This is a genomic window from Stenotrophomonas sp. SMYL11, from assembly GCF_036320005.1.
Taxonomy (GTDB): domain Bacteria; phylum Pseudomonadota; class Gammaproteobacteria; order Xanthomonadales; family Xanthomonadaceae; genus Stenotrophomonas; species Stenotrophomonas maltophilia_A.
Map to the genome: position 1 here is coordinate 114,485 of NZ_JAWIRS010000004.1, position 22,645 is coordinate 137,129.

Here is a 22,645-nt window from a genome sequence, read left to right on the forward strand (position 1 = left end):
GTGGATGTGCTGGCAGGGCTGCGCCCTGCACCCGCCAAATCAACGTCAACGTCAACGGCGGGCTATCCGTGGGGTGGCGGGGTGGGCCCGGTTGCGGGGGACGCCGTAAATCCGTCCATGGAGGCTCGGTCGCGCCATCCATGGCGCTCACGCCCCCGCAACCGGACCCACCCCGCCTTCGACAGTTGGCCGCGACCTGTTGGAACCTGCTGCTGATGGTGGGCGCCGACCGTTGGTCGGCACGGGGTCGGATCCCGTTGCGACGCAACGGGCTCTGACCCCATTGAAGGCGCCATTTATCCGGCGTCGGTTTTCTGGCCTACGGCTGCAGGGTCCAACGGCCGGAATTCTGGCGCTGGCGCGGTGCGATAGGGCCGTTGTGCTGGGTGTAGATGAAACGGCCCTGGTGGTCGGTCTGGCAGCTCAGCAGCAGCGTGTAGTGGGCGGGGCCGGCCGGGTGGGCCTCGGTCATCTGGATTTCCGCGATATGCGGGGCCAGGCGCTGATAGCGGTAGCTGCCGCCGATGCGGAGGTCGGTGCCGAGGATGTCCAGCACGTACTGGCTGCCGGCGAAGCTGACCTGCACCATGCGCCCGGCATTGGGGTTGTCGGGCGCGTACAGCGGGTCGCTGAGGTTGGTGAACTGGCGTTGATCCAGTGTGGTAGGCAGGGTGCAGACGGCGGCGGTGGCAATGCCGGGGCAGAGCAGGGCGGCGAGCAGGGTGAGGCGATGCATGATGGGACCTCGCTGGGATGTCTCTGCAATGCACCGCAGCTGCGCACCGTTGTCTGTAGGAATCATTGCAAACGCAAAGGGGACGGATCCCTTTCCAGCGGAAAGGGCTCCGTCCCCATTCGGTTTGGGACCGCTAAACGTGTTCGAGCCGATTTCTACCAAGGATAGTTAAGATCGATTCCGAGTGAACGGTGTAGTTGCACCTTCTCGGATGAGAGCGGAAAGAACCCCTCTGAGAGCTCATAAAGGCATGTGGGCCAGAAGTTCTTCTCGTCCGCCATGGATGTGGCATCGCAGTTGCGGAACGAGGCCTCAAGTTCCATGAGAGTGGACTCCGCTATGTCTTCGTTGGAGTTCAGCGCAGGTCGGATTGCCGCCATGAACGCGGTATGGATAGCTGCAAAGCTCCTCAGATCTGAATTGCAGTACTGGAGTGACACTTCACAGTCGATTGGGAGGAGCCCTACAGAGCCATCCTTGAGGTCCACGAAGAAGAGCCCGCCCAACACCTGTCCAAAGATTGCCAACATGCGATCGTCGACCTCAAATCGCTGAAGGCGCGAATGGAACCTCATGTTGTTGTTGGGATAGGGCTCAAGGAGGTCAGCTAGCCGCTGTGCTTCGAACAACAGGTCAGAGTGATCGATCTCTTCCTGGCTGATCGGCATGAGGTCAAGTGTTGGCGGGCTGATTGAGTTCTTCATCCGGACAAGGCTACCGATATGTTTCGCAGGTGCCTTTAGGAGAAGTTGCAAACTCAGTCCAGTGGTTGAATCCCTCATCCACGCATGGCGTGGATCTACTGGCGTCATACAGCGGCGCCCCAAACACCAACGCCACAAACACGAACGCCCGGGCAAGCCCAGGCGTTCGTGCCCCCTTCATGCTGGTGACGCGCGTCAGCTTGCCAGTTCGGCCTGCTCGCGTTCGATGCCGTACTTGCGCAGCTTTTCCACCAGGGTGGTGCGGCGCAGGCCGAGCAGCTGGGCGGCGTGGGCGACGACGCCCTGGGTGCGCTCCAGTGCTTCGTTGATCAGACCCAGTTCGATGTTGGCCATGTGGTTGCGCAGGTCCATGCCCTCGTCGGGCAGTGCGACCGGTGCTGCCGGGCGATTGACGGCAATGCCGTGCTCCAGTGCGGGTTGGTTGCCGCCGCCCGGGGTGTGGAACGAGAAGCTGCGCAGGTCCAGGCGTTCTTCGCTGGCCGTCGGCTGTACCGGTGCCGGTGCGGCCACCGCTGCCGGTGCAGCGTCGCCACGGTAGCGGGCCGGCAGGTCCTGCACGCGCACCGAGCCGCCCGGATGCAGCACCGCCAGGCGCTCGACCAGGTTGGTCAGCTCACGCACGTTGCCCGGCCACTCGTAGCCGGCCAGCGCCTGAAGGGCTTCCGGGGTGAAGCGCACTTCGCCACGGCCGGTGCGGGCCAGCTGTGCGGCAATGGTTTCCACCAGCGCTGGCAGGTCTTCGCGACGCTCGCGCAGGGCGGGCACGTCGATCGGGAACACGTTGAGGCGATAGAACAGATCCTCGCGGAACTTGCCTTCGGCGATGCGCGTTTCCAGATCGCGGTGGGTCGCGGCAACGACGCGAACGTTGCAGCGGATGGTCTGGTTGCCGCCCACGCGCTCGAAGCTGCGTTCCTGCAGCACGCGCAGCAGCTTCACCTGCATCGGCAGGCTCATGTCGCCGATTTCGTCGAGCAGCAGGGTACCGCCTTCGGCCATTTCGAAACGGCCCTTGCGCGCGGTCAGTGCGCCAGTGAAGGCACCCTTTTCGTGACCGAACAATTCGCTTTCCAGCAGGTCGGCCGGAATGGCCCCGCAGTTGATCGCCACGAACGGGCCGTCGCGGCGCGGCGAGCGCTGATGAATCGCGCGCGACACCACTTCCTTGCCGGTACCGGATTCGCCCAGCACCAGCACGGTGGTATCGAACACGGCCACCTGCTCGATCATGGTGCGCAGTGCGGTCACCGCCGGGCCGTTGCCGGTTGGTCCCTGGTCCTGCGCGGCACCGGCCTGGTGCTCGGCGTCCAGGCGCTTGAGGCTGGCGCGGCGCAGCAGGGCTTCCATCTGCGCGTGGCGCAGCGGCGTTTCAAGCGGCCAGATATTGGCCTCGTGCAGTCCGTGCTGTTGCGCGAACGCAGAGGCATCACCGTCGGCCAGCAGCACCGGCGGCGGAAGGCTGCTGCCACCCAGCCAGTTGTAGAGTGCGGTGCTGGCGGCGTTGTCGTCCAGGCTGCCGACGATCACCGCCATCCAATCGTTCTGGCGCTGGCGGCCCAGATCGAAGTCGGCCGCGTCGGAAACCCAGCGCGGGTTGAAGTCCATGAATTCGAGCAGGGCAACGGTGCGCTCTGCACGCACGGCGTCGTTGTCCAGCACCAGGATGCGCGATTCGCTCACGACTGTTCCTCCCTGAGGCCTTCCAGGATCGGCATGACTTCCTGGATATAGGACAGCTTGCTGACGAAATTGTCGGCACCGGCACGCAGCGCGTGCTCGCGGTGCTCGGCGTCGTCGAAGTGGCTGGCGATCACGATGTACGGTGCATCGTCCTGCGACTTGATCAGGCGGGTGGCCTGCAGGCCACCCATTTCCGGCATTGCCAGATCCATCAATACGACCTGCGGGCGCAGCGTTTCCGAGCGCTCGATCGCTTCCAGGCCGTTGCCGGCGCTGCCGACGATCTGCAGCCAGTCGATCTTGCGGAAATGGCGCATCGCCGCGTTGATGAAGCCCTCGTGGTCATCGACCAGCAGGACCGTGAGCTTGTTCATGTCCAACATCCTTTTCAGCCCACCCGGGCCAGCTGCGGTTGCCTGGCGCCAAGCCGGCGCCGTTCACGGGCCGGGGCGATGTCCAGTTGTTCTCGGTATTTTGCGACGGTTCGGCGGGCAATGTTCACCCCCTGGCGCGACAGCAGGCCGGCGATGGCCTCGTCGGCCAGCGGCCGGCCGGCCGGTTCGGCGTCGATCAGGCGGCGGACCATGGCCTTCACGGCCTGGCCGGAGACGCTGGCACCTTCCAGGCGCACGGCGAAGAAGTGCTTCAGTTCGAAGGTGCCGCGCGGGGTCTGCAGGAACTTGCCGGTGGTGATGCGCGAGACGGTGGACTCGTGCATGCCGATTTCCTCGGCCACTTCCTTCAACGTCAGCGGCGCCATGGCCTCCTCGCCACGCACCAGGAACGCGGCCTGGCGCTCGACGATCACCCGCGCGGTGCGCAGCAGGGTGTCGTAGCGCATCGACAGGCCGCGGCTGAACCAGCGCGCTTCCTGCAACATTTCGCGCAGTGCCGGTGCGGCCTCGCTGGTCTCGGCCAGGGCCTGTTCGTACTGGCTGTTGATCGAGACGCGGCGGCTGGTGGCCGGGTTCAGCGCTACCTTCCACTGCCCATCGGCGTGCCAGGCGACCACGTCCGGCACCACCACGGCATTGCGTTCGGGCAGCAGGCTGTCACCCGGGCGCGGCTGCAGCGAGAGGATCAGGCGCACCGCCTCGCGCACGTCGTCGATCTCGGCGTCGTGCAGGCGGGCGAGGGCGGGGTAGTCGTGGGCGGCCAGCGCGTCGAGCGCGCCATCGAGAATGCGTGCCGCCAGGTGGCGGGCGGGGACTACCCCGTGCAGGCTGCGCAGCTGCGCCTGCAGGCCTTCGCGCAGGTCCTGCGCGGCCATGCCAGCAGGTTCCCCGTGCAGCAGTTGCTGGCGGATGGCTTCGACGCCGTCGGCGGCGATGTCGAACTGGGCGCTGGCCAGCAGCTGCAACTGGTCCAGCGGTGCCTGCAGGTAGCCGGCCTCGTCGCAGTGATCGAGCCAGAATGCTGCGACGGCCAGCTGGCGGTCGTCCATGTCCAGCGACAAGCGCTGCAGTACGCGCAGCTGCGGGTCGGTCGATTCGCCGGCGGCAATGCGCGCCATGCGGTCGTCGTCGCCGTCCTGCCAGCTGGCGCCGGCCACGTCCCACATGGAAGACTCCGGCAGTTCGTCGAACGCAGCGGTTTCCAGCGTGGTGGCGACGGCCTCGGTGGCCTCGGCGGTGGGTGCTTCAGCCTCTTCGATCTCCAGCAGCGGGTTGGAGTCCAGCAGGCGCTGGATTTCCTGTTCCAGGTGCAGGCCATCAAGCTGCAGCAGCCGGATCGACTGCAGCAACTGTGGGGTGAGGTGAAGTTGTTGGCCCAGCTGAGTCGAGAGTGCAGCCTTCATCGTGGTTCCCCGGCACCGCTCCCCGGCGCCTTGTGGAACGCATCTTGCTTTTGATCCGGCGGGGGCGGAATCAGGGGGTTCCTGAGGGGCTTCGTGAATGTCCTGACAGGGTGTAGGGGTATTCCCTACATTGGCGCGGAATGTTGACGATGATCGCCGCTAAGTTGCTGATTTCCGGTGCAAGGCCAGGATTGATCGGGCTGCGCCGTGTACGGATTCCTGTCGGGGAGTGTCAGGGCGACGGGAATTCGTCGCTGGGTGCGGGTTGGCTGCGTCGGCTGTCGATAGAGACGATCACCGGTAGAGTCGACTGTCAGTCGACTGCTCTTCGATCAGACGAAGGAAAAGTCCCGCGCTCCGCGCGCAAGTCGACTGGCAGTCGACTCTACCAACAGCCCACTCTACCCAGCCATCGTTTCGCGCCGCCGAGGCTCGCGCTTACTCCAACTCGTGCTGGTGGCGCGCGGCCAGCAGCAGTAGATCGTTGGCGCGGCGGCAGCCGAGTGATTCCATCATGCGTGCGCGGTGGGTCTCCACCGTCTTGACGCTGATGCCGAGGTCGGCGGCGATTTCCTTGTTGCTCTCACCCTTGCCGATGCGGCGCAGGATCTCGCGCTGGCGCGGCGACAGTGCGGCGATGCCGGTGGGTTTCTCGCGACCGAGCATCGGCGCCAGCATCTTGGCGGAGATCTGCGGGCTCAGGAACACCTGGCCGGCGTGCGCGGCACGCAGCGCCAGTTCAAGCTCCTGCGGTGCGGCATCCTTGACCAGGAACCCGACCGCCCCGCGATCGAGTGCATCGCGCACGTGTGCGGCGTCGTCGTGCATGGTCATCATCACCACCCGCGTGCCGGGCGCGCGCAGGCGGATGTCGCTGAGTGCTTCCAGGCCGGTGCGGCCGGGCAGTGACAGGTCCATCAGGACCACGTCCGGGGCGTGCTGCAGGGCAAGCTGCAGTGCCTGCTCGGCATTGCTGGCCTCGGCGACGAGCTGCACGTCGGCAAACCCCTGCAGCAGCCGCGCCAGGCCGGCGCGGACCAGGGTGTGATCGTCGACGATGAGAACTCGCACAGGCACGTTGAAGGTCCGTGAGGGGAGTCCACCTTAACTTAGCTGAACGGGCGCGCCAAGGGTTGCCCATCCTCCGCCATGGTGGCAGGTTTCAGCGGGCGCGGCGTGCTTCGGCCACCTGGCGGCGATGCAGGCGGAACAGATGCCGCTCCATTGCCATCTCCAGGCCATCGCCAAGACGCTGGAAACGCAGCCACAGGTAGTGACCACCGCCACCGTCCGCCGCTTCGGCGATCACTTCCACGGGCAGGTCGATATGGTCGGGCAGCCAGTCGCTGGGCTGCAGGCGCACCAGGCCGGCCTGGCCGGGGCTGGCGCCGCTGCGCGGCCCCAGCTGCAGACGGATGCCGCGGCGTGACCAGCGCACCGGGCGCAGGGTCAGCTCCTGGCCCTGCTGGCGTACCAGACGGCCGAGCAGCACCATCGCCAGATCCAGCTTGGCTTCCAGCCGCTGCAGCTGCAGGCTGGACTCATTGCGGTCGTCGTGCTCGTCGACGCGGCTGTCCTCGACCAGGGCCAGGCTGCGCAGCAGGCCTTCGGCACTGCTGGTACGACCGGCGGCGCTGCCTGCCTGGAACTCGGCCGGCAAGGCCAGCTCGCAGCTGAGCGTTTCGTCGAACAGCTCGCTTTCGGCCGGGTGATGCAGCGACGTGGTCGGCAGTTGGGTCATGCGAGTGATTCTGCCTGCAGGTAGGCATGCGCCGCGCGAAGGGAGCGCTGGCCATCGCTCATCAGTGCAGCGACGGCATCACGGCGCTGGCGGAGCAGGCCGAGCAGGTTCTGCTGGCGTTCGAACAGCGCGGTCAGCGGTGCGTGATCGGCGGCGGTCAGCGGCTGGCTGAGCAGGGCATGCAGGGCGCTGTCGTGACCATCAAGCAGGCTGTCGGCCTGGTCGAGCGACTCTTCGCCCAGTGCCTTCTCGAAGGCGTCCAGCTGGGCGTGCAGTTCGTGCAGGCTCATGGCGCCACCGCGGCCGGGCGGCGCTGTTCCTGCGGGATCGCATTCCAGGCGCTGTCGATCTCGCCAAGCAGCTGCAGCGACTCATCCAGCGCGGCACGGTCGTTGTGCAGGTTGGCCTCGGTCAGGCGCTGCAGCACGTAGTCGTACAGCGCCGACAGATTTCCGGCGATCTCGCCGCCGGCTTCATGATCCAGCGAGCCGTTGAGGTGGCCGACGATCGCACAGACCTCGCCGATCGCCTTGCCCTTGCCGGCCTGGTCGCCACGCTCGAGGCTGGCCAGCGCACGTCGCACGCGCTCCAGGGCGCCGGCCAGCAGCATCGCCACCAGCTTGTGCGGATCAGCATCGGCGACCGCACTGGTCACTCCCACCTGGCGGTACTGCTCGGCATATTGACGGCTGGAACCGTACATTCGTGATTCTCCTTGCGCGTGGTGCCGCCGGGCGGTCGTGGGGACCGCTGCCGGCGGTGCGGCGTTGATTGCTGTTGCGTCCGTTATCGGTGCGTTACACGCCAAACTTGAGCGTTGCACGCAGTCCTTTAGCGGTTCAGCTGTGCGAGCTGTTGCTGCAATGCGGTGTTGCTCTGCTGCAGTTTGCCCATCAGGCTGTCCAGCGCCAGGAACTGCTTCTTGTAGCGTTCCTCGACGCCCTTCATGCGGACGTCCAGCGCCTTGCGACGCTTGTCGATGCCATCAAGCGTGTTGTTCAGGCCTTTGGTACGGGCGACGAACGCGCCTTCCTTGCCGACCGTGGTGCTGACATAGCCATCCACCAGGGTGTAGAGCTCCCCCGCGCCGCCCTTGTCGCCGGTGATGGCTTGCCGGATGCGTTCGGGCTGGCTGGCCAGCGCCGCTGCGAACTTGGTGCCGTCCAGGACCAAGGTGCCATCCGCGTTTGGGTAGCCGCGGGTCTGCAGGCCAATCGCCTTGGCATCCAGGCTGTCGCCCGCCAGCGACTTGAGCACGCCGGACATGACCGAGCGCAACTGGGCGGTGGCGCCGCGCATCTGCGCATCACCGGTCAGCGTCGAAGCTTCCTTGGTCTTGGCGTCGTACTTGGTCTCGTTGTTGATCGCCGCCAGAGCGGCGTTGTATGCAGTCACGAAGTCCTGCATCACCTTGGTGGCGGCAGCCGTGTCGGTGCTGATCACCACCGTGCTCTTGCCGGTCGTCTTCAGGTTCAGGGTCAGGCCCGGAACGGCGTCTGCAACGGTGTTGCTGGCGCTGGTCACCTTTACGCCATCAATGGTCAGTTCGGCGTCGGCGGCCGGTGTATTTTCCTTCAGGCTCCCGACGAGGGCGGTCAGCTTGGGGTCGCTGCCGCCATATTCCAGCTTGATTGCGCTGGCCGCGCCGGTCTTCTCCTGCGCGATGGAAAGGTACTGGTTGTCGCCGGAACTGATCAGCGTGGCCTGCACGCCTTCCTTGCGTCCAGCGGCATCGATCTTGTTGCGGATGGTCGTAAGCGTGTCACCGGCTTCCACCTCCACGTTCATGGTCTTGGCCTTGTCGCCGACGCCAACGGTCAACGTCAAGGTTCCGGCGCCGAACGTATCGGTCTTGGGCACCGAGGTGTCGGCGATCAGCTTGTGGGCGGTGGCCAGCGATTTCACTTCGACAAGATGCGTCCCGTTGGCGGCAGCGCCCTTGGTCGTGCCAAGGTCGTACAGTGCCACCGATGCCGTGAGCACATCCTCGGTGTTGCCGGGCTGGGCCTTGCCGGTAGCGGTCACGGTCCGGGTGTCGAAGGCAGTGGTGGCCTTCAGCGCGGTCAGCGCGGTCTTCAGCTTGTCGAAAGCGGCGGTGACCGTGCCGATCGAAGACAGCTGCAACTTGGTCTTGGACTGCTGCAGGTTCAGTGCATTGTCGGCGGGCTTGCGATCGGCCGCGACCAGCTGGTTGACGATGTCCGAGATGTTCAGTCCCGAGCCAATGCCACCGTATCCAAAGTCTGCCACGTCGTTTCTCCTGGTATTCGGATCCAGCCGCCGTGCGGTGGCCCGTCGTCAACGAAAATAGCGGCCTGCGCCGCTGGGTCTTGAGGACTTCGTTGATGCATGCGCCGTGCCAATGGTCTGGCGCAGGTTCTGGCACGCAGGTTGCAGGAGGTTTGGGGCAGGTTGCGGGAGGAATCACCGCGGGCTGCCGGGAGCCTGCAAAAAACCCTCCCCCAATGCAGGGGAGGGCACAGGCTACTGACAATCGGGGGGAGACGAAGCCGCCCGGTACGTACAGTCAAAGGTACAGCGCTGAAAGAGAGGTCCGCAGGAGCGGGCGATGCCGAGCCGGTTCGGGAGTGTTCCCGGGCCGGGCATGGCCCGCGCCTTCGTGCACCGTGGCTTCCGGGTTGCCGCTGCCGCCGTATTCAACCGGCGGCAGCGGAACCTTCTTGCCGTGGATCAGCGCAGCAGGCTGAGCACGCCCTGCGGCACCTGGTTGGCCTGGGCCAGCATGGCCGTACCGGCCTGCTGCAGGATCTGGGTGCGGGTCAGCTCGGCGGTTTCCTTGGCGAAATCGGTATCCTTGATGCGGCTACGCGAGGCCGACAGGTTTTCCGTCGAGGTCTGCAGGTTGGCGACGACCGAGGTGAAGCGGTTCTGGGTGTTGTTGATCGAGCTGAGCGCCTTGTCGACGATTTCCAGGGCCTGCTGTGCGCCCGCAACGGTGGACACGTCCACGTTGTCCAGCTTGCTGGAGGTGGCGCCGGTCAGCGTGCCGCCATCGGTGCTGGTCTCGGTCAGGCCCACGGCCGCTTCGTTGGCAGCGGTCGCGTAGGACAGGCTGAAGGTCTGGCCGGCCTTGACCGAGGTCAGGTTGATGGTTGCGTCATCGACCGAAGCCTGGACGCCGGTTTCGCCGATCTTGGCGTTGATGGCGGCGGCGGTGCTCTTGGTGATCGACTCACCGGCCTTGATCGTGAAGGCGCCAACGGTGACGTCGGTTGCCTTGCCATCGGCGTCGGTCACCTTGACGGTGATCTTGTCGATGCTCATGTCAGCGGTGGCCTTGTCGGTGTCGACTGCCGGAACCGGCGGCGGACCCGGCTGCGCCGGCGTGACGCCCAGCTTGGTGCCCTTGTAGACATTGGCAAAGGTGGCGTCGCCCAGCGAACTGGTCTTGGCATCGACGACCTTGTCGATGGCGATGGCCTGGCCGGCGTTGGCACCGACCTGGAACAGCTGGCTGGAGAACGAACCGTCCAGCAGCTTGGTGCCGTTGAACTCGGACTGCTTGGCGACGCGATCGATTTCCGACTTCAGCTGGGTCACTTCGGCCTGCAGCGCCTTGCGGTCGCTGGCCGAGTTGGTGGCATTGGACGACTGCACCGACAGTTCACGGATGCGCTGCAGGTTGTTGCCGATTTCCGACAGCGAACCCTCGGCGACCTGGGCCAGCGAAATGCCATCGTTGGCATTGCGGATGGCGACGTCGGTACCGCGGATCTGGGTGCCGAAGCGCTCGGAGATCGCCAGGCCAGCGGCGTCGTCCTTGGCGCTGTTGATGCGCGAACCGGAGGACAGGCGCTGGATGGTGGTGGCCAGCGAGCTGCCGCTGGTGCTCAGGTTGCGCTGAGCATTCAACGACATCGTGTTGGTGTTGATGACTTGTGCCATGGTGCTTTTCCTTTGGCGGAGGTGATGCGTATTTCAGGAGCCGGGCGGCAGCTCAGCCGCCGCCCGGTGGTCGATCAAGGTGCTGATCAGCGCAGCAGGCTGAGCACGCCCTGCGGCACCTGGTTGGCCTGGGCCAGCATGGCCGTACCGGCCTGCTGCATGATCTGGGTGCGGGTCAGCTCGGCGGTTTCCTTGGCGAAATCGGTATCCTTGATGCGGCTACGCGAGGCCGACAGGTTTTCCGTCGAGGTCTGCAGGTTGGCGACGACCGAGGTGAAGCGGTTCTGGATCGCACCCAGGTCTGCGCGGGTGTTGTTGATCGAACCCAGCGCCTTGTCGACCACTTCCAGCGCCTGCTGGGCACCCTTCACGGTGCTGATGTCGACGTCCTTCAGCAGCTTGCCCGGGGCAGCGGCAGTGCTGGCGGTGGCAGCGGCGCTGTCGAAGCCGGTGATACCCGCGCTGGTGCCAGCGGTGGCGGTCATGGCGCTGAACTTGCCGTCCTTGCCGACACTTTCCTTCACCGAGGTCAGGTTGATCTGGCCAGCGGTGGCGCCATCGACCTCGGCGTACACGCCGGTTTCGCCGATCTTGGCGTTGATCGCGGTGACTGCGGCCGAGACCAGGGCGGCGCGGTCCTTGGTGGCGTCGCCGGTCGAGGTGACCTTGACGTCGGCGATCTTGACCGGTGCTGCCAGGCTGCCGCCGCCGATGGACAGGCCGGAGTAGGTGATTTCCTTGCCGGCGTCGGCTGCGGCCACGGTGCCAGCGGCGATGGTCACCTTGTTGGCATCGAAGGTGGCATTGCCCAGCGCGTCAGCCTTGGCGTCGACCACCTTGTCGATGGCGATGGCCTGGCCCGCGTTGGCACCGACCTGGAACAGCTGGCTGGAGAACGAACCGTCCAGCAGCTTGGTGCCGTTGAACTCGGACTGCTTGGCGACGCGGTCGATTTCCGAGACCAGCTGGGTCACTTCGGCCTGCAGTGCCTTGCGGTCGCTGGCCGAGTTGGTGGCGTTGGCGGCCTGCACCGACAGCTCGCGGACGCGCTGCAGGTTGTTGCCGATTTCCGACAGCGAGCCTTCGGCGACCTGGGCCAGCGAGATGCCGTCGTTGGCATTGCGGATGGCGACGTCGGTACCGCGGATCTGCGTGCCGAAGCGCTCGGAGATCGCCAGGCCAGCGGCGTCGTCCTTGGCGCTGTTGATGCGCGAACCGGAGGACAGGCGCTGGATGGTGGTGGCCAGCGAGCTGCCGCTGGTGCTCAGGTTACGCTGAGCATTCAACGACATCGTGTTGGTGTTGATGACTTGTGCCATGAGGAGAGGTCCTTGAGCGGTTGCACGTGAGTTGGGTTAGACGCCCCCGACGTGCCCCGGGGGCGGCTCATGTCAGCGCTGCAACAGGCTGAGCACGTTCTGCGGTACCTGGTTGGCCTGGGCCAGCATGGCCGTACCGGCCTGCTGCAGGATCTGGGTGCGGGTCAGTTCGGCGGTTTCCTTGGCAAAGTCGGTATCGCGGATGCGGCTGCGCGATGCCGACAGGTTCTCCGAGGAGGTCTGCAGGTTGGCCACCACCGAGGTGAAGCGGTTCTGGATCGCGCCGAGGTCGGCGCGCACGCTGTTGACCGACTCGAGGGCCTTGTCGACGATTTCCAGCGCCTGCTGGGCGCCGGCAACCGAGTCGATCTTGATGTCGGCGACATGCGCGGCCGTGGTGCCGGCGGCCGGAGTGTTCAGGTTGGCCGGGGTGGCGCCTGCCTGGACGGTCACGCTGGCCAGTGTGTTTTCGTCCTTGACCGAGGTCAGGGTGATCTCACCGGCGGTGGCGGACACTGCGGCATGCAGGCCGGTCTCGCCGATCTTGCCGTTCAGGGCTGCAGCCAGTGCCTTGGTGGCGTTGTCCTGGTTGGACTTCTGGATCGCAGCCAGCGCCGGGCCGGTTGCGGCGCCCGGGGCGGTGTAGTCGAAGGAGACATCACCGACGTTGATGGCGCCGACCTTGACACCGACGATCTTGCCGGCGGCGGCATCCACCGCAGCGTTGTCCAGGGTGATCTTGCCGGCATCGACGAAGGTGGTGGCACCCAGCGATTCAGCCTTTGCATCCACCACGCTGTTGATCGCAATGGCCTGGCCTGCATTGGCACCGACCTGGAACAGCTGGCTGGTGAACGAGCCGTCCAGCAGCTTGGTGCCGTTGAAGTCGCTCTGCTTGGCGACGCGGTCGATTTCGCTGACCAGCTGGGTCACTTCGGCCTGCAGGGCCTTGCGGTCGCTGCTGGAATTGGTGGCGTTGGAGGCCTGCACGGCCAGTTCGCGGATGCGCTGCAGGTTGTTGCCGACTTCGCTCAGCGAACCTTCGGCGACCTGGGCCAGCGAGATACCGTCGTTGGCGTTGCGGATGGCCACGTCCAGGCCGCGGATCTGGGTGCTGAAGCGCTCCGAGATCGCCAAGCCGGCCGCGTCGTCCTTCGCGCTGTTGATGCGCAGACCGGACGAGAGGCGCTGGATGGTGGTGGCCAGCGAGTTGCCGCTGGTGCTCAGGTTGCGCTGAGCGTTGAGCGACATCGTATTGGTGTTGATTACCTGTGCCATGGGGTCGTCTCCTCTTATATGGAACCCGTTGGTGAATGAAACGAAGCGCCGCCTGTTTTTTTGTGTGGCTGTGTGCTTCGTTGTTGCCAAATGAATAACGGCGCTTTGTCAACAACCTTTAGCCGTGAATTCCGTTGGAGCCGTAATTCGTTGCCAGAGGCTGTTTTTCCGGGGTTTTCCAGCCCTGGAGGGGCGTGAAGGCGACCCCGGAAGGGGCGGCCGGGCAAGCCCAACCAGCGCTGATGAAGGTATCGGCGGGGGCCAGCCGGGCTTGATGGGCAATCACGGAAAATCCCTGGGAGGCCGCCTGGCGCGTGCCTTGGCAATGGACCGCAGAAACGAAAAAGGCCGCGATGCAGGGCATCGCGGCCTTTCAGGGCTGATGTGGGAGAGCTGTCAGCGGATCTTGTTGAACAACGACATCGACTGCATCTGCGAGAAGATCGTCTGTGCCGCCTGCAGCGCGGTGCTCTGCAGCTGGTACTGGCTCAGCGCATCGGCATAGTCCAGGTCGCGCATCTGCGACAGCGTGGTCTTCAGGGTCACACTGTTGGCCTCACGCATGTCGGCGGCATTGTCCAGCGCCTTCAGCTGTGCACCGCCGGCTGCACGTGAGTCGATCATCCGCTCCGACGCCCGCGCCACGTCGCGCAATGCGCTCTGCAGCTCGTTCTGCTGTGCGCTCATCTTCGCGGTCGTGCCGGTGTCGGCATCCAGCGCGGTGATCAGCTTGTCCATGGTGTCGAAGATGTCGCGGCTGCTCGCCGGCTTCACGTTGAAGCTGTCGCCTGCGGCAGGCGCACCGGTGATCTGCAGGCGTACGCCGTTCACTTCCAGATCGTCATCGGCCTTGTAGGTGCCGGTGCCGGTCACATTGCCCGCACCATCCAGCACTTCGTACTGGTTGGCGGCGGTGAAGCGGACGCTGAAGCTCTGGCCGTTCCAGCTGTCGCTGCCATCGCGGGTGATGTTGGTCAGCACGCCGTTGCCGGTATTGCCGGCGGCGGCAGCTCCATCAACGAAGCCGTCGCCGGTGGGGATGCGCATGAAGATCTCGCTGCCGGGCAGGGCATCGCGGACGTAGGTATCGGGGCCGACCTCGATCTGGCGCTGGGTCTGGTCACCGCGGTAGACAACCTTGCCGTTGATCTTGGCGAACGGAGGATCACCATCGTTGGTGCCGCCGAACACATAGCGGCCGGTGCCGTCCTCGGCGTTGGCCAGCGACAGCAGGCCGTCGCGGATCTGGTTCAGCTCGGTGATCAGCGTCTTCTTGTCGGTCGCACTCAACGCGGGGTTGCTGGCCTGGATGGTCAGGTCGTTTACCCGGCCCATCAGATCATTGACCTGGGCCAGGGTGTTTTCCTGCACGCCCAGCCGGTTCTGTACGTTGCCGGCATTGAGCTTCATCCGGTCCAGTGCGGCCAGGCTGCGATCAAGGCCCACGGCGGCACCGGCGCCGACCGGATCGTCCTTGGCGCTGACGATCTTGCTGCCGGTGGCGATCTGCTGCTCCAGGTGGCTGAGCTTGGCCTGCTTGGCCATCATCAGCGACACCGACTGGTTGTACATCATGCTGGTGGAGATGCGGCTGCTCATCGGCGGACGGCTCCAAGGATGGTCTGGAACATGCTGTCGGCGGTGGAGATCAGCTGCGAAGCCGCCTGGTAGGCTTGTTGCAGGCGCAGCATGTCGGCGGCCTCCTCGTCCAGGTTCACGCCGGACACTTCGTCGCGCGCTTCCTGCGCCTTGTCGTTGATCACCAGCTGGGCGTCCAGCGAGTACTCGGCAGAACGGGCCGCGGCACCGACCTGGGTGGTCAGGCCACCCAGTGCGCCGTTCAGGGTCACGGTGCCGGCGTTGAACGCCTTGGCGCTCTCGACCTTGGCCAGCTTGGCGGCATTGCTGTTGTCCGAGGAACCGGCCGGCGTCGGGGTGATATTGAAGGTATCGCCGACCTTCGGCGCGCCGTCCAACACGAAGCTCCAGCCGTTGGCGCTGATGGTCTGGCCGGGGGTGTAGGTCTGCGGCGGGCCACCATCGATGGTGTAGGTGGTGGCCGAGGTGAACACGATGGCCGCCGGATTGCGCAGGTTGGCGTTGCTCGCATCGGTCACGGTCACGCCGCTCAACTTGCCGGTACCGGTGTTGGTCGTCGCGGCCGCGCCTTTGACCGCAGCCGCGGCGGCAATACGCGACGGATCGGTGATGGCCATCTCCATGCTGCCGGCCACGCCTGCGGTGGGCTGCAGCAGGAAGCGGTCATTGGCCGACGGCGTGCCGCCGACCACCAGCTTGACGCCGTTGATCATCAACGGGTCGGCAGCGGTGCCCGAACCGGTCAGCGGCACGCTGGCGCCGGTGTCAGCCCGGCTGGCCTTCCAGTTGGTGCCATCGAACTGCAGCACAACGTTCTGCGCGTCCAGCTTGCCCAGGTCGCCATAGGTCGCGCTGAGGCTGGCCGTGCCGGTATTGCTGTTGTTGGCGGTGACGCGCGGGTTGCCGATATTGAAGAAGTCGCCACCCAGCTGGCCATACATGTCCACGCCCTGGTGGTGGGCCTGGTTGAACGTTTCGGCAAGGCCCACGGCGAGCTTGCCCAGCTCGGCCTGGGCCGGGGTCAGCACGGTGTCGCGGAACTCCATCAGGCCACCGATCTGGCCACCAACGGCCTTCGGATCGAGGCGGATGGTGTTGCCCTGGGTTTCCAGCGCCAGCTGCAGGCGTTCGGGCTGGTAGGGGTCGGCCACGGTGGTGACCTTGGTGGCCGTGGTGCCCACCACCAGGGCATTGCCGCCGGCGGTGTAGACATTCATGATGCCGCCGTCCTGGATCACCGCCGTGCCACCGGTGTAGCCGATCAGCTGGGTGATCAGCTGGTCACGACGATCGAGCAGGTCGGGTGCGGCCGTGGCGATGTTGGTGCCGATGGCGCCGTTGATCTGCGCGATTTCCTGCGCGAGCCGGTTGATCTCGGTGGCACCGGCCAGCAGACCGTTGTTGACCTCGCTGTTGAGGTTGTTCAGATGGGTGTTGAGCTGCACGAAGCGGTTGGCCAGCGCCTTGCCGCCATCGAGCATGTTCTGGCGGTCGGCCGTGCCGGAGGCATTGGAAGACAGGCCGCTGACCGAATCGAAGAAGTTGGACCAGACGCCGGCTACGTTGGTGGCGGCGTCGGAGAACAGCGAGTTGACCCGGTCGGCCATGCCGGAGAGCTGCTTCAGGCGCGCCAGTTCACCGCTGCTGTCCAGCAGGCGCGAGATCGCCAGCTGGTCGGCGGTGCGGCGGATGTCGGTGATGCGGGTGCCGTTGCCGACCGTGCCGTAGCCGTAGTTCTGCGGATCAGCGGTGGCGAAGTTGACCTTCTGCCGGCTGTAGCCGGGGGTATTGAGGTTGGCCACGTTGTGGCTGGTGGTTGCCAACGCACGCTGGAAGGCGAGCAGGGCACCAGTACCGGTGGAAAGTACGCTGGACATGGGGTTCCTCAACGACGAGTGATACCCAGCGCCGCGGTTGCGGTGCTGGCGAAGGTCTGGCCACGGCGCGAGCCGGCATCGGCGGCGGCGCTGACGGCGCGCTCGATGGTCGGTCCGCCGGCGATCGCGGCGATCTTGGCCGCATAGCGCGGATCGGTGGCATAGCCGGCGCGCTGCAGGCCGCGGGCGAAGCCCTGCACGTCGGTGCCGGCCTGCAGGGCCTGCTGGTAACGCGGGCTGGTCTTCAGCAGGCGCACGTAGTCGGCGAAGCTCTCGGCCGGCGAGCTGTAGGCGCGGAAGCTGGCGGTCTCGTTGCGGCGTACGCCATCGACATATTCATGGGTGCCGGCCACGGCGCGCTGGCCGTTCCAGCCATTGGCCTTGATGCCGAACAGGTTGTGCGAAGTGCTGCCGTCGGCATGCTTGATGTGGCGCTTGCCCCAGCCGGTTTCCAGCGCTGCCTGGGCGACCAGGGCGCGGGCATCCACGCCCAGTTCCTTGGCTGCACTCTGCGCGTGCTGCCAGATGCTGGCGACGAAACCTTCCGGGGTGTGTTCGCCCAGCTGGGCGACGGCAGTGCGGGTGGCCATCGCATCGGCTGGGCTGATTGCGGTGCCGCGATTGCTGGCGGTGGCCGACCACTGGTCGCTGTTGGCGGCCCAGTCCTCGCCCTGCAGGCTGCCGATGTACGGATCGTCGGTGCCCAGCGAGCGGTGCATGCTGCTGCTCTCGCGCCCGGCGATCAGGTCCAGGGCCTGTTCCATCGGCGCGACCGCCGCCTGTGCACCGTGCTGCGCACCGGCGGCCATCTGCTGCAGCAGGCGCACGGCCTGGCTGCCGTCTTCCAGCGGCAGCGACGGTGCCGGCTTGGACGGCGCATTGAGCTGGTAGGCACGACTGGCCTTGGCCGGGTCCACGCGGGTATCCAGCGCCGGACCCTCGGCGGCCTGGCCGGACAGCTGCCGGCTGATGATGCCCGACAGGCCCAGGCCCTTGCCGCGGGTCATCGCCTCGGCAATCTTCTGGTCGTACATCTCGCGGAACATCTTGTTTTCGCCGGGGAACAGCGAGTCGCCGAAGCTGGCGTCACGCATGCTCTTGACCAGCATCTGCGCGAACTGGCCTTCCAGCTGGCGCGCGACCTTGTCGATCTTGGCCGGATCGTTCTGTTGCGCCGGGTGCAGATCGAATGCGGGATTGATACGCATATCAGATCACCTCGAGCTCGGCACTCAGTGCGCCGGCCTGCTTCAGGGCTTCCAGGATCGCGATGAGATCGCCCGGTGCCGCGCCTACTGCGTTCACCGCGTGCACGATCTCGTCCAGGGTGGTGCCGCCGCTGAACTTGAACATGCGGCTGCCGTCGTTGGTGGCGGTAATGGTCGACTGCGGGCTGGCCACGGTGCGGCCGCCGGACAGTGCATTGGGCTGGCTGACGTTGGTGTTTTCCTGGATGGTCACGGTCAGCGAACCATGCGAGATCGCTGCGGGTCCCACGCGCACCTGCTGGCCGATGACCACGGTGCCGGTACGCGAATTGACCACCACCTTGGCCGGGGCGCTGCCCGGGGTCAGCTCCAGGTTCTCGATGCGTGCCAGCAGGCCGATGCGTGCGCCCGGATCGGTCGGCGCGGTAACCGCTACGGTCACGCCGTCGACCGCACGCGCGGCACCTTCGCCGAAGGCGTTGTTGAGCGCGGCGACCATGCGCGAGACCGTGGTGAAGTCGTTGTTGTGCAGGTTCAGGGTGATGTCGCCGCCGTTGGCCAGCGGGTCGGGCAGGGCGCGTTCAACGGTGGCACCGTTGGGAATGCGGCCGACGCTGGGCACGTTAACCGAGACACGGGAACCATCCTTGCCCTGCGCACCAAAGCCGCCGACGATCAGGTTGCCCTGGGCGATGGCATAGATCTGGCCGTCAGCACCGCGCAGCGGCGCCATCAGCAGCGAACCGCCGCGCAGCGACACCGCGTTGCCGATCGAGGACACGGTGATGTCGATCGGCTGGCCCGGCTTGGCGAACGGCGGCAGTTCGGCGTGGATCGCCACGGCGGCCACGTTCTTCAGCTGCGGGTTGACGTTCGGCGGCACGTTGACGCCCAGTTCGCCCAGCAGGTTCTTCAGGCTCTGCACGGTGAAGGGTGCCTGGCTGGTGCGGTCGCCGCTGCCATCCAGGCCGACCACCAGGCCATAACCCACCAGCGCATTGCCGCGCACGCCGCCGACCTGGGCCAGGTCCTTGATGCGCTCGGCACTGGCAGGGGCGGCCACGATCAGCAGCATCAAAGCAGCAAACGACGCCGCGCGGCGCTGCCAGGAAGACGAGAAGAAGGAATTCATGGCCATACTCAGAACGGCGTCAGGCCGGAGTTGAAGAAGCGGCTCAGCCAGCCCATCGCGTTGGACTGCGCGACAGGGCCGCGGCCGCCGTAGACGATGCGGGCCTCGGCCACGCGGCTGGATGGAATGGTATTGTCCTGGCTGATGTCGCCGGGACGCACGATGCCCTGCACCTGCACCAGTTCATCGCCCTGGTTGAGACGCAGGTTCTTCTGCCCCTGCACCACCAGGTTGCCGTTGGGCAGGCGCTGCACTACGGTGACGGTGACGCTGCCCTGCAGGCGGTTGCTCTGCGCGCTGTTGCCCTTGCCGGTGAAGTCACGCGCGCCCTTGGCCGTGGCACTCAGGATGTCCTTGCCGCCGAGGGTGACCGGAGCGCCGAGAATGGACGGCGTACCCAGGCTCAGGTTCGATTCCTTGTTGGTGGCCGTGTTGGCGCTGGTCTGCGCGGTGGTGTTTTCCAGCAGGGTGATGGTCAACAGGTCGCCGACATCACGCGCGCGGCGGTCCGAATACAGCTGCAGGGTCGGGCCGGCAGCGTAGATCGCACCGGCGGTCGGCTGTGCCTGCGGCGGCATGATCGGCTGGATCGGTGCCATCGTCGGGTAGGGGCGCACGTCACCCGCGATCACGCAGCCACCGAGCAGGGCGGCCACGGCGCAGGCGAGGGCAGTGCGGGCGAAGTTGGAAATCGGCGACATGGCAGTTTCCCGGGTTGGCCGGTCAGAGCTTGTTGTTGAGATAACCGAGCATCGAGTCGGTGGTGGAGATCGCCTTGGCGTTCATCTCGTAGGCGCGCTGGGTTTCGATCATCGACACCAGCTCTTCCACCACGTTGACGTTGCTGCCTTCCAGCGCGCCCTGCACCACAGTGCCGAGGCCGTTGAGGCCGGGGTTGCCGTTCTGTGCCGGGCCGGACGCAGTGGTCTCCAGGAACAGGTTCTCGCCACGTGCCTGCAGGCCAGCGGGATTGACGAAGTCGGTCAGGGTCAGCGCGCCGACTTCCACCGAGGCGGCGCCGTCGGCCATCTTCACGCTGATGGTGCCGTCGGTACCGATGGTGACCGACTGCGCGCCTTCGGGAATCTGGATTCCCGGCTGCACCGGATAGCCGCTGTTGGTGACCAGCTCGCTGTCCTGGTTGATCTTGAACGAGCCATCACGGGTGTAGGCCGAGCTGCCATCAGGCATCTGAACCTCGAAGAAGCCGCGGCCGTTGACCATCACGTCCAGGGCGCGGCCGGTCTGCTGCTGGCCACCCTGTTCAAAATTCTTGGCGGTGGCAACCACGCGCACGCCGGTGCCGAGCTGCAGGCCGGTCGGCAACTGGGTCTGCGCCGACGAAGAGCCGCCGGGCTGGCGCACCTGCTGGTACAGCAGGTCTTCAAAACTGGCACGGTCCTGCTTGAAGCCGGTGGTGTTGGTGTTGGCGAGGTTGTTGGAAACCACCGACATGCGCATCTGCTGCGCATCCAGTCCGGTTTTCGCGATCCACAATGCCTGGTTCATCTTCGATGTCCTGTCTGGTGAAGCCGGCCGCGTGGTGCGGCCCTTGTATGCGGGTGTGCAAGCGGTGTGCCAGCGCCGGCATCAACCGGCGCCGGAATTCCGTCAGCTGCCCAGGCGCAGCATGCTGTTGGCGCTGCGCGCGTTTTCGTCGCCGTGCTTGATCACCTGCACCTGCATTTCGTACTGGCGCTGCAGCTGGATCATCTGCACCAGCGCGCCAGCGGCATCCACGTTGCTGCCTTCCAGCTGGCCGCTGTGCACGGCCGTGCCCTGTGCCGGTGCGAACGGTTGTAGCGGGTCGGTGTTGCGGAACAGGCCATCCAGGCCACGCTCCAGGCGTTCATCCGGTGCCTGCACCACTTTGATGCGACCGATCTGCGCCATGGTCTGCGGACCTTCGCCCTGCGGGATGATCGAGAGCGTGCCGTCTGCACCGATCTCCATCGCCTGGTAGGGCGGAATGGCGATCGGGTTGTTGTTGTCATCCAGTACCGGACGGCCGCTGGAGGTCACCAGCTGGCCGTTCGGCGTCACCGACAACGCCGCGCCGCGCGTGTACGCCTCGCTGCCGTCACTGGACTGCACGGCCAGCCAGGTGCCGGTCTGCAGGGACAGGTCCAGCGGCTTGCCGGTGATGTGCTGCGAGCCGGGCGTGCGATTGAATCCGGCGTCGACATGCAGCGCATCCACCCGCGAGGCAAAGCCCGGGCCACGGATCGGGAAGGCTTCCGTGTTGGCCAGCGCTTCCTTGAAGCCGGGGGTATCGGAGTTGGCGAGGTTGTGGCTGAGCGTGCCCTGCGCCTGCAGGGAGGCGCGGGCACCGGTCATCGCCACGTAAAGGGCTTTATCCATGCGGGGAGTTCCGTGACGGGGTCAGCAGGTCATCAACGGATGTTGATGACGGTCTGGGTGATCTGGTCCTGCGTGGTGATCATCTGCGCGTTGGCCTGGAAGTTGCGCTGCGCGGTGATCATGTTGACCAGCTGCTCGGTGAGGTCGACGGTGGACGCTTCCAGCGAGCCGGCCTGGATCTTGCCGAGGTTGGAGGTGTCCGGCATGCCGGTGCGCGGGGTGCCCGAGCTGAAGGTATCCACCCACAGGTTGTTGCCCTTCGATTCCAGTCCCTGCGGATTGTTGAAGGTGGTCAGCGCGACCTGGCCCAGCGGCTTGTCGGCACCATTGGAGTAACGCGCGTAGACCACGCCGGTTTCCGACACGGTGATCTCGTTGAGCTTGCCGGCGGCGTAGCCGTCCTGCTGGGTGTTGCGCAGCGCGAATTTTTCGCCGTACTGGGTCGAGCCGCTCACATCCAGCGTCATGTTCAGCACGCCCGCACCGGTGGTCGGGGTGAAGGTGCCGAGGCTGACCTTGCCGTTGGCCGGATTGGTCAGCTTGCCGCTGTTGTCAAAGGTGACCGGGGTCGGCGCGCCGGCCGGCTGGCCGTCAACGTAGTTGCGCACGGTCCACTCGTTCGGGTTGGCACCCTTCACGAAGTACGAAACCTGGATGTGGCTGACACCCAGCGAGTCGTACACGGTGATGCCACCGCTGGAGTGGTTGTAGCTGTTGGAGTCGGTCGGGTCGAATGTTGTGACGGTCGGCTGCTTGGCGTTGGCCGGCAGGGTGAAGCCGACCTTCACTTCGCTGGTCTGCTTCGGCGGGCTGTCGGTGGTCAGCAGCTGCAGGTCGACCATGCGGCCGGCATCGAAGTTGGTGCCATCGGCATTCGGTGCGAACACCTGCAGGCGAGCGCCTTGTGGGTTGACCACATAGCCGGATGCATCGGTCTGGAAGTTGCCGGCACGCGAGTACACGCGCGAGCCGTTCATGTTCATGGTGAAGAAGCCCTCACCGGAAATGGCCATGTCCAGGCTGCGACCGGTCTGCTCGTTGTGGCCTTGCTTGAACTGCTGGGCGACATTGGAGACACGCACACCGGAACCCACCGCGTTCTTCGACAGGCCGTAGCCGGTGGCCGAGAACAGGTCGGCGAACTCAGCGCGCGATTCCTTGAAGCCGGTGGTATTGACGTTGGCGACGTTGTTGGCAGTGACGCTCAGGTCGGAATTGGCGGCATTGATGCCGGACAGCGAGACATTGAAGCCCATGGGATGCTCCTGGTAAGTACGGGGTGTGC

Annotated in this window: 22 protein-coding genes; all 22 read right to left on the minus strand. The window is 65.7% G+C overall.

The genetic code is table 11. The features are described 5' to 3' along the window. Positions 1–319: 319 nt before the first annotated feature. Positions 320–736, minus strand: coding sequence for a hypothetical protein (locus V3B46_RS09290; RefSeq protein WP_329891758.1), 417 nt, complete (start codon positions 734–736; stop codon positions 320–322). A gap of 155 nt (positions 737–891) precedes the next feature. Next, positions 892–1,440, minus strand: a complete 549-nt coding sequence (locus V3B46_RS09295) for an SUKH-4 family immunity protein (RefSeq protein ID WP_329891759.1) — start codon at positions 1,438–1,440, stop codon at positions 892–894. A 195-nt stretch (positions 1,441–1,635) separates the two neighbouring features. Next, positions 1,636–3,141 carry a sigma-54 dependent transcriptional regulator gene (locus V3B46_RS09300; RefSeq protein WP_329891760.1) on the minus strand — a complete coding sequence of 502 codons (1,506 nt, stop codon included), beginning with the start codon at positions 3,139–3,141 and terminating at the stop codon, positions 1,636–1,638. Then, positions 3,138–3,515 carry a response regulator gene (locus V3B46_RS09305; RefSeq protein ID WP_005409556.1) on the minus strand — a complete coding sequence of 126 codons (378 nt, stop codon included), beginning with the start codon at positions 3,513–3,515 and terminating at the stop codon, positions 3,138–3,140. Before V3B46_RS09305 ends, V3B46_RS09300 begins: the two co-directional genes overlap by 4 nt. A gap of 14 nt (positions 3,516–3,529) precedes the next feature. Further along, positions 3,530–4,939 (minus strand): RNA polymerase factor sigma-54, encoded by a 1,410-nt coding sequence (gene rpoN / locus V3B46_RS09310; protein ID WP_329891761.1) that lies wholly within the window; start codon positions 4,937–4,939, stop codon positions 3,530–3,532. Positions 4,940–5,377: 438 nt separating this feature from the next. Further along, positions 5,378–6,010 (minus strand): response regulator, encoded by a 633-nt coding sequence (locus tag V3B46_RS09315; RefSeq protein WP_010485918.1) that lies wholly within the window; start codon positions 6,008–6,010, stop codon positions 5,378–5,380. 91 nt (positions 6,011–6,101) lie between these two features. After that, positions 6,102–6,680: a PilZ domain-containing protein gene (locus V3B46_RS09320; RefSeq protein ID WP_010485910.1), complete on the minus strand. Its 579-nt coding sequence runs from the start codon at positions 6,678–6,680 to the stop codon at positions 6,102–6,104. Then, positions 6,677–6,970 carry a hypothetical protein gene (locus V3B46_RS09325; RefSeq protein WP_262228495.1) on the minus strand — a complete coding sequence of 98 codons (294 nt, stop codon included), beginning with the start codon at positions 6,968–6,970 and terminating at the stop codon, positions 6,677–6,679. The genes V3B46_RS09320 and V3B46_RS09325 overlap by 4 nt, the downstream gene beginning before the upstream one ends. Continuing rightward, positions 6,967–7,383 (minus strand): flagellar export chaperone FliS, encoded by a 417-nt coding sequence (gene fliS / locus V3B46_RS09330; protein ID WP_005409561.1) that lies wholly within the window; start codon positions 7,381–7,383, stop codon positions 6,967–6,969. The genes V3B46_RS09325 and fliS overlap by 4 nt, the downstream gene beginning before the upstream one ends. Positions 7,384–7,511: 128 nt before the next feature. Then, positions 7,512–8,930: a flagellar filament capping protein FliD gene (fliD, locus tag V3B46_RS09335; RefSeq protein ID WP_154263455.1), complete on the minus strand. Its 1,419-nt coding sequence runs from the start codon at positions 8,928–8,930 to the stop codon at positions 7,512–7,514. Positions 8,931–9,371: 441 nt separating this feature from the next. Next, positions 9,372–10,586, minus strand: a complete 1,215-nt coding sequence (locus tag V3B46_RS09340) for a flagellin (RefSeq protein WP_329891762.1) — start codon at positions 10,584–10,586, stop codon at positions 9,372–9,374. 86 nt (positions 10,587–10,672) lie between these two features. After that, positions 10,673–11,905, minus strand: coding sequence for a flagellin (locus V3B46_RS09345; RefSeq protein ID WP_329891763.1), 1,233 nt, complete (start codon positions 11,903–11,905; stop codon positions 10,673–10,675). 72 nt (positions 11,906–11,977) lie between these two features. Continuing rightward, positions 11,978–13,183 carry a flagellin gene (locus V3B46_RS09350; RefSeq protein ID WP_235650474.1) on the minus strand — a complete coding sequence of 402 codons (1,206 nt, stop codon included), beginning with the start codon at positions 13,181–13,183 and terminating at the stop codon, positions 11,978–11,980. A gap of 118 nt (positions 13,184–13,301) precedes the next feature. Continuing rightward, entirely contained in the window at positions 13,302–13,547 is a 246-nt protein-coding gene (locus V3B46_RS09355; RefSeq protein WP_329891764.1) for a hypothetical protein, read from the minus strand. Positions 13,548–13,579: 32 nt separating this feature from the next. Then, positions 13,580–14,782, minus strand: coding sequence for a flagellar hook-associated protein FlgL (gene flgL, locus V3B46_RS09360; protein WP_329891765.1), 1,203 nt, complete (start codon positions 14,780–14,782; stop codon positions 13,580–13,582). Then, positions 14,779–16,659: a flagellar hook-associated protein FlgK gene (flgK, locus tag V3B46_RS09365; RefSeq protein ID WP_329891766.1), complete on the minus strand. Its 1,881-nt coding sequence runs from the start codon at positions 16,657–16,659 to the stop codon at positions 14,779–14,781. Before flgK ends, flgL begins: the two co-directional genes overlap by 4 nt. Before the next feature lie 8 nt (positions 16,660–16,667). Further along, positions 16,668–17,867 carry a flagellar assembly peptidoglycan hydrolase FlgJ gene (gene flgJ, locus V3B46_RS09370; protein WP_329891767.1) on the minus strand — a complete coding sequence of 400 codons (1,200 nt, stop codon included), beginning with the start codon at positions 17,865–17,867 and terminating at the stop codon, positions 16,668–16,670. 1 nt (position 17,868) lies between these two features. Continuing rightward, the gene (locus V3B46_RS09375; RefSeq protein ID WP_154263461.1) at positions 17,869–19,005 is read right to left on the minus strand and encodes a flagellar basal body P-ring protein FlgI; all 1,137 of its coding nucleotides are present in this window, start codon (positions 19,003–19,005) and stop codon (positions 17,869–17,871) included. A gap of 2 nt (positions 19,006–19,007) precedes the next feature. After that, the gene (gene flgH, locus V3B46_RS09380; protein ID WP_010485899.1) at positions 19,008–19,700 is read right to left on the minus strand and encodes a flagellar basal body L-ring protein FlgH; all 693 of its coding nucleotides are present in this window, start codon (positions 19,698–19,700) and stop codon (positions 19,008–19,010) included. Positions 19,701–19,722: 22 nt separating this feature from the next. Beyond that, on the minus strand, positions 19,723–20,508 hold the full coding sequence (gene flgG / locus V3B46_RS09385) for a flagellar basal-body rod protein FlgG (protein WP_005409571.1): 786 nt from the start codon (positions 20,506–20,508) through the stop codon (positions 19,723–19,725). Between the two features lie 102 nt (positions 20,509–20,610). Further along, positions 20,611–21,360: a flagellar basal body rod protein FlgF gene (locus V3B46_RS09390; RefSeq protein WP_032127377.1), complete on the minus strand. Its 750-nt coding sequence runs from the start codon at positions 21,358–21,360 to the stop codon at positions 20,611–20,613. A 32-nt stretch (positions 21,361–21,392) separates the two neighbouring features. Continuing rightward, complete coding sequence (gene flgE / locus V3B46_RS09395; protein WP_154263462.1) at positions 21,393–22,616, minus strand: flagellar hook protein FlgE; 1,224 nt, start codon at positions 22,614–22,616, stop codon at positions 21,393–21,395. Positions 22,617–22,645: the final 29 nt, after the last annotated feature.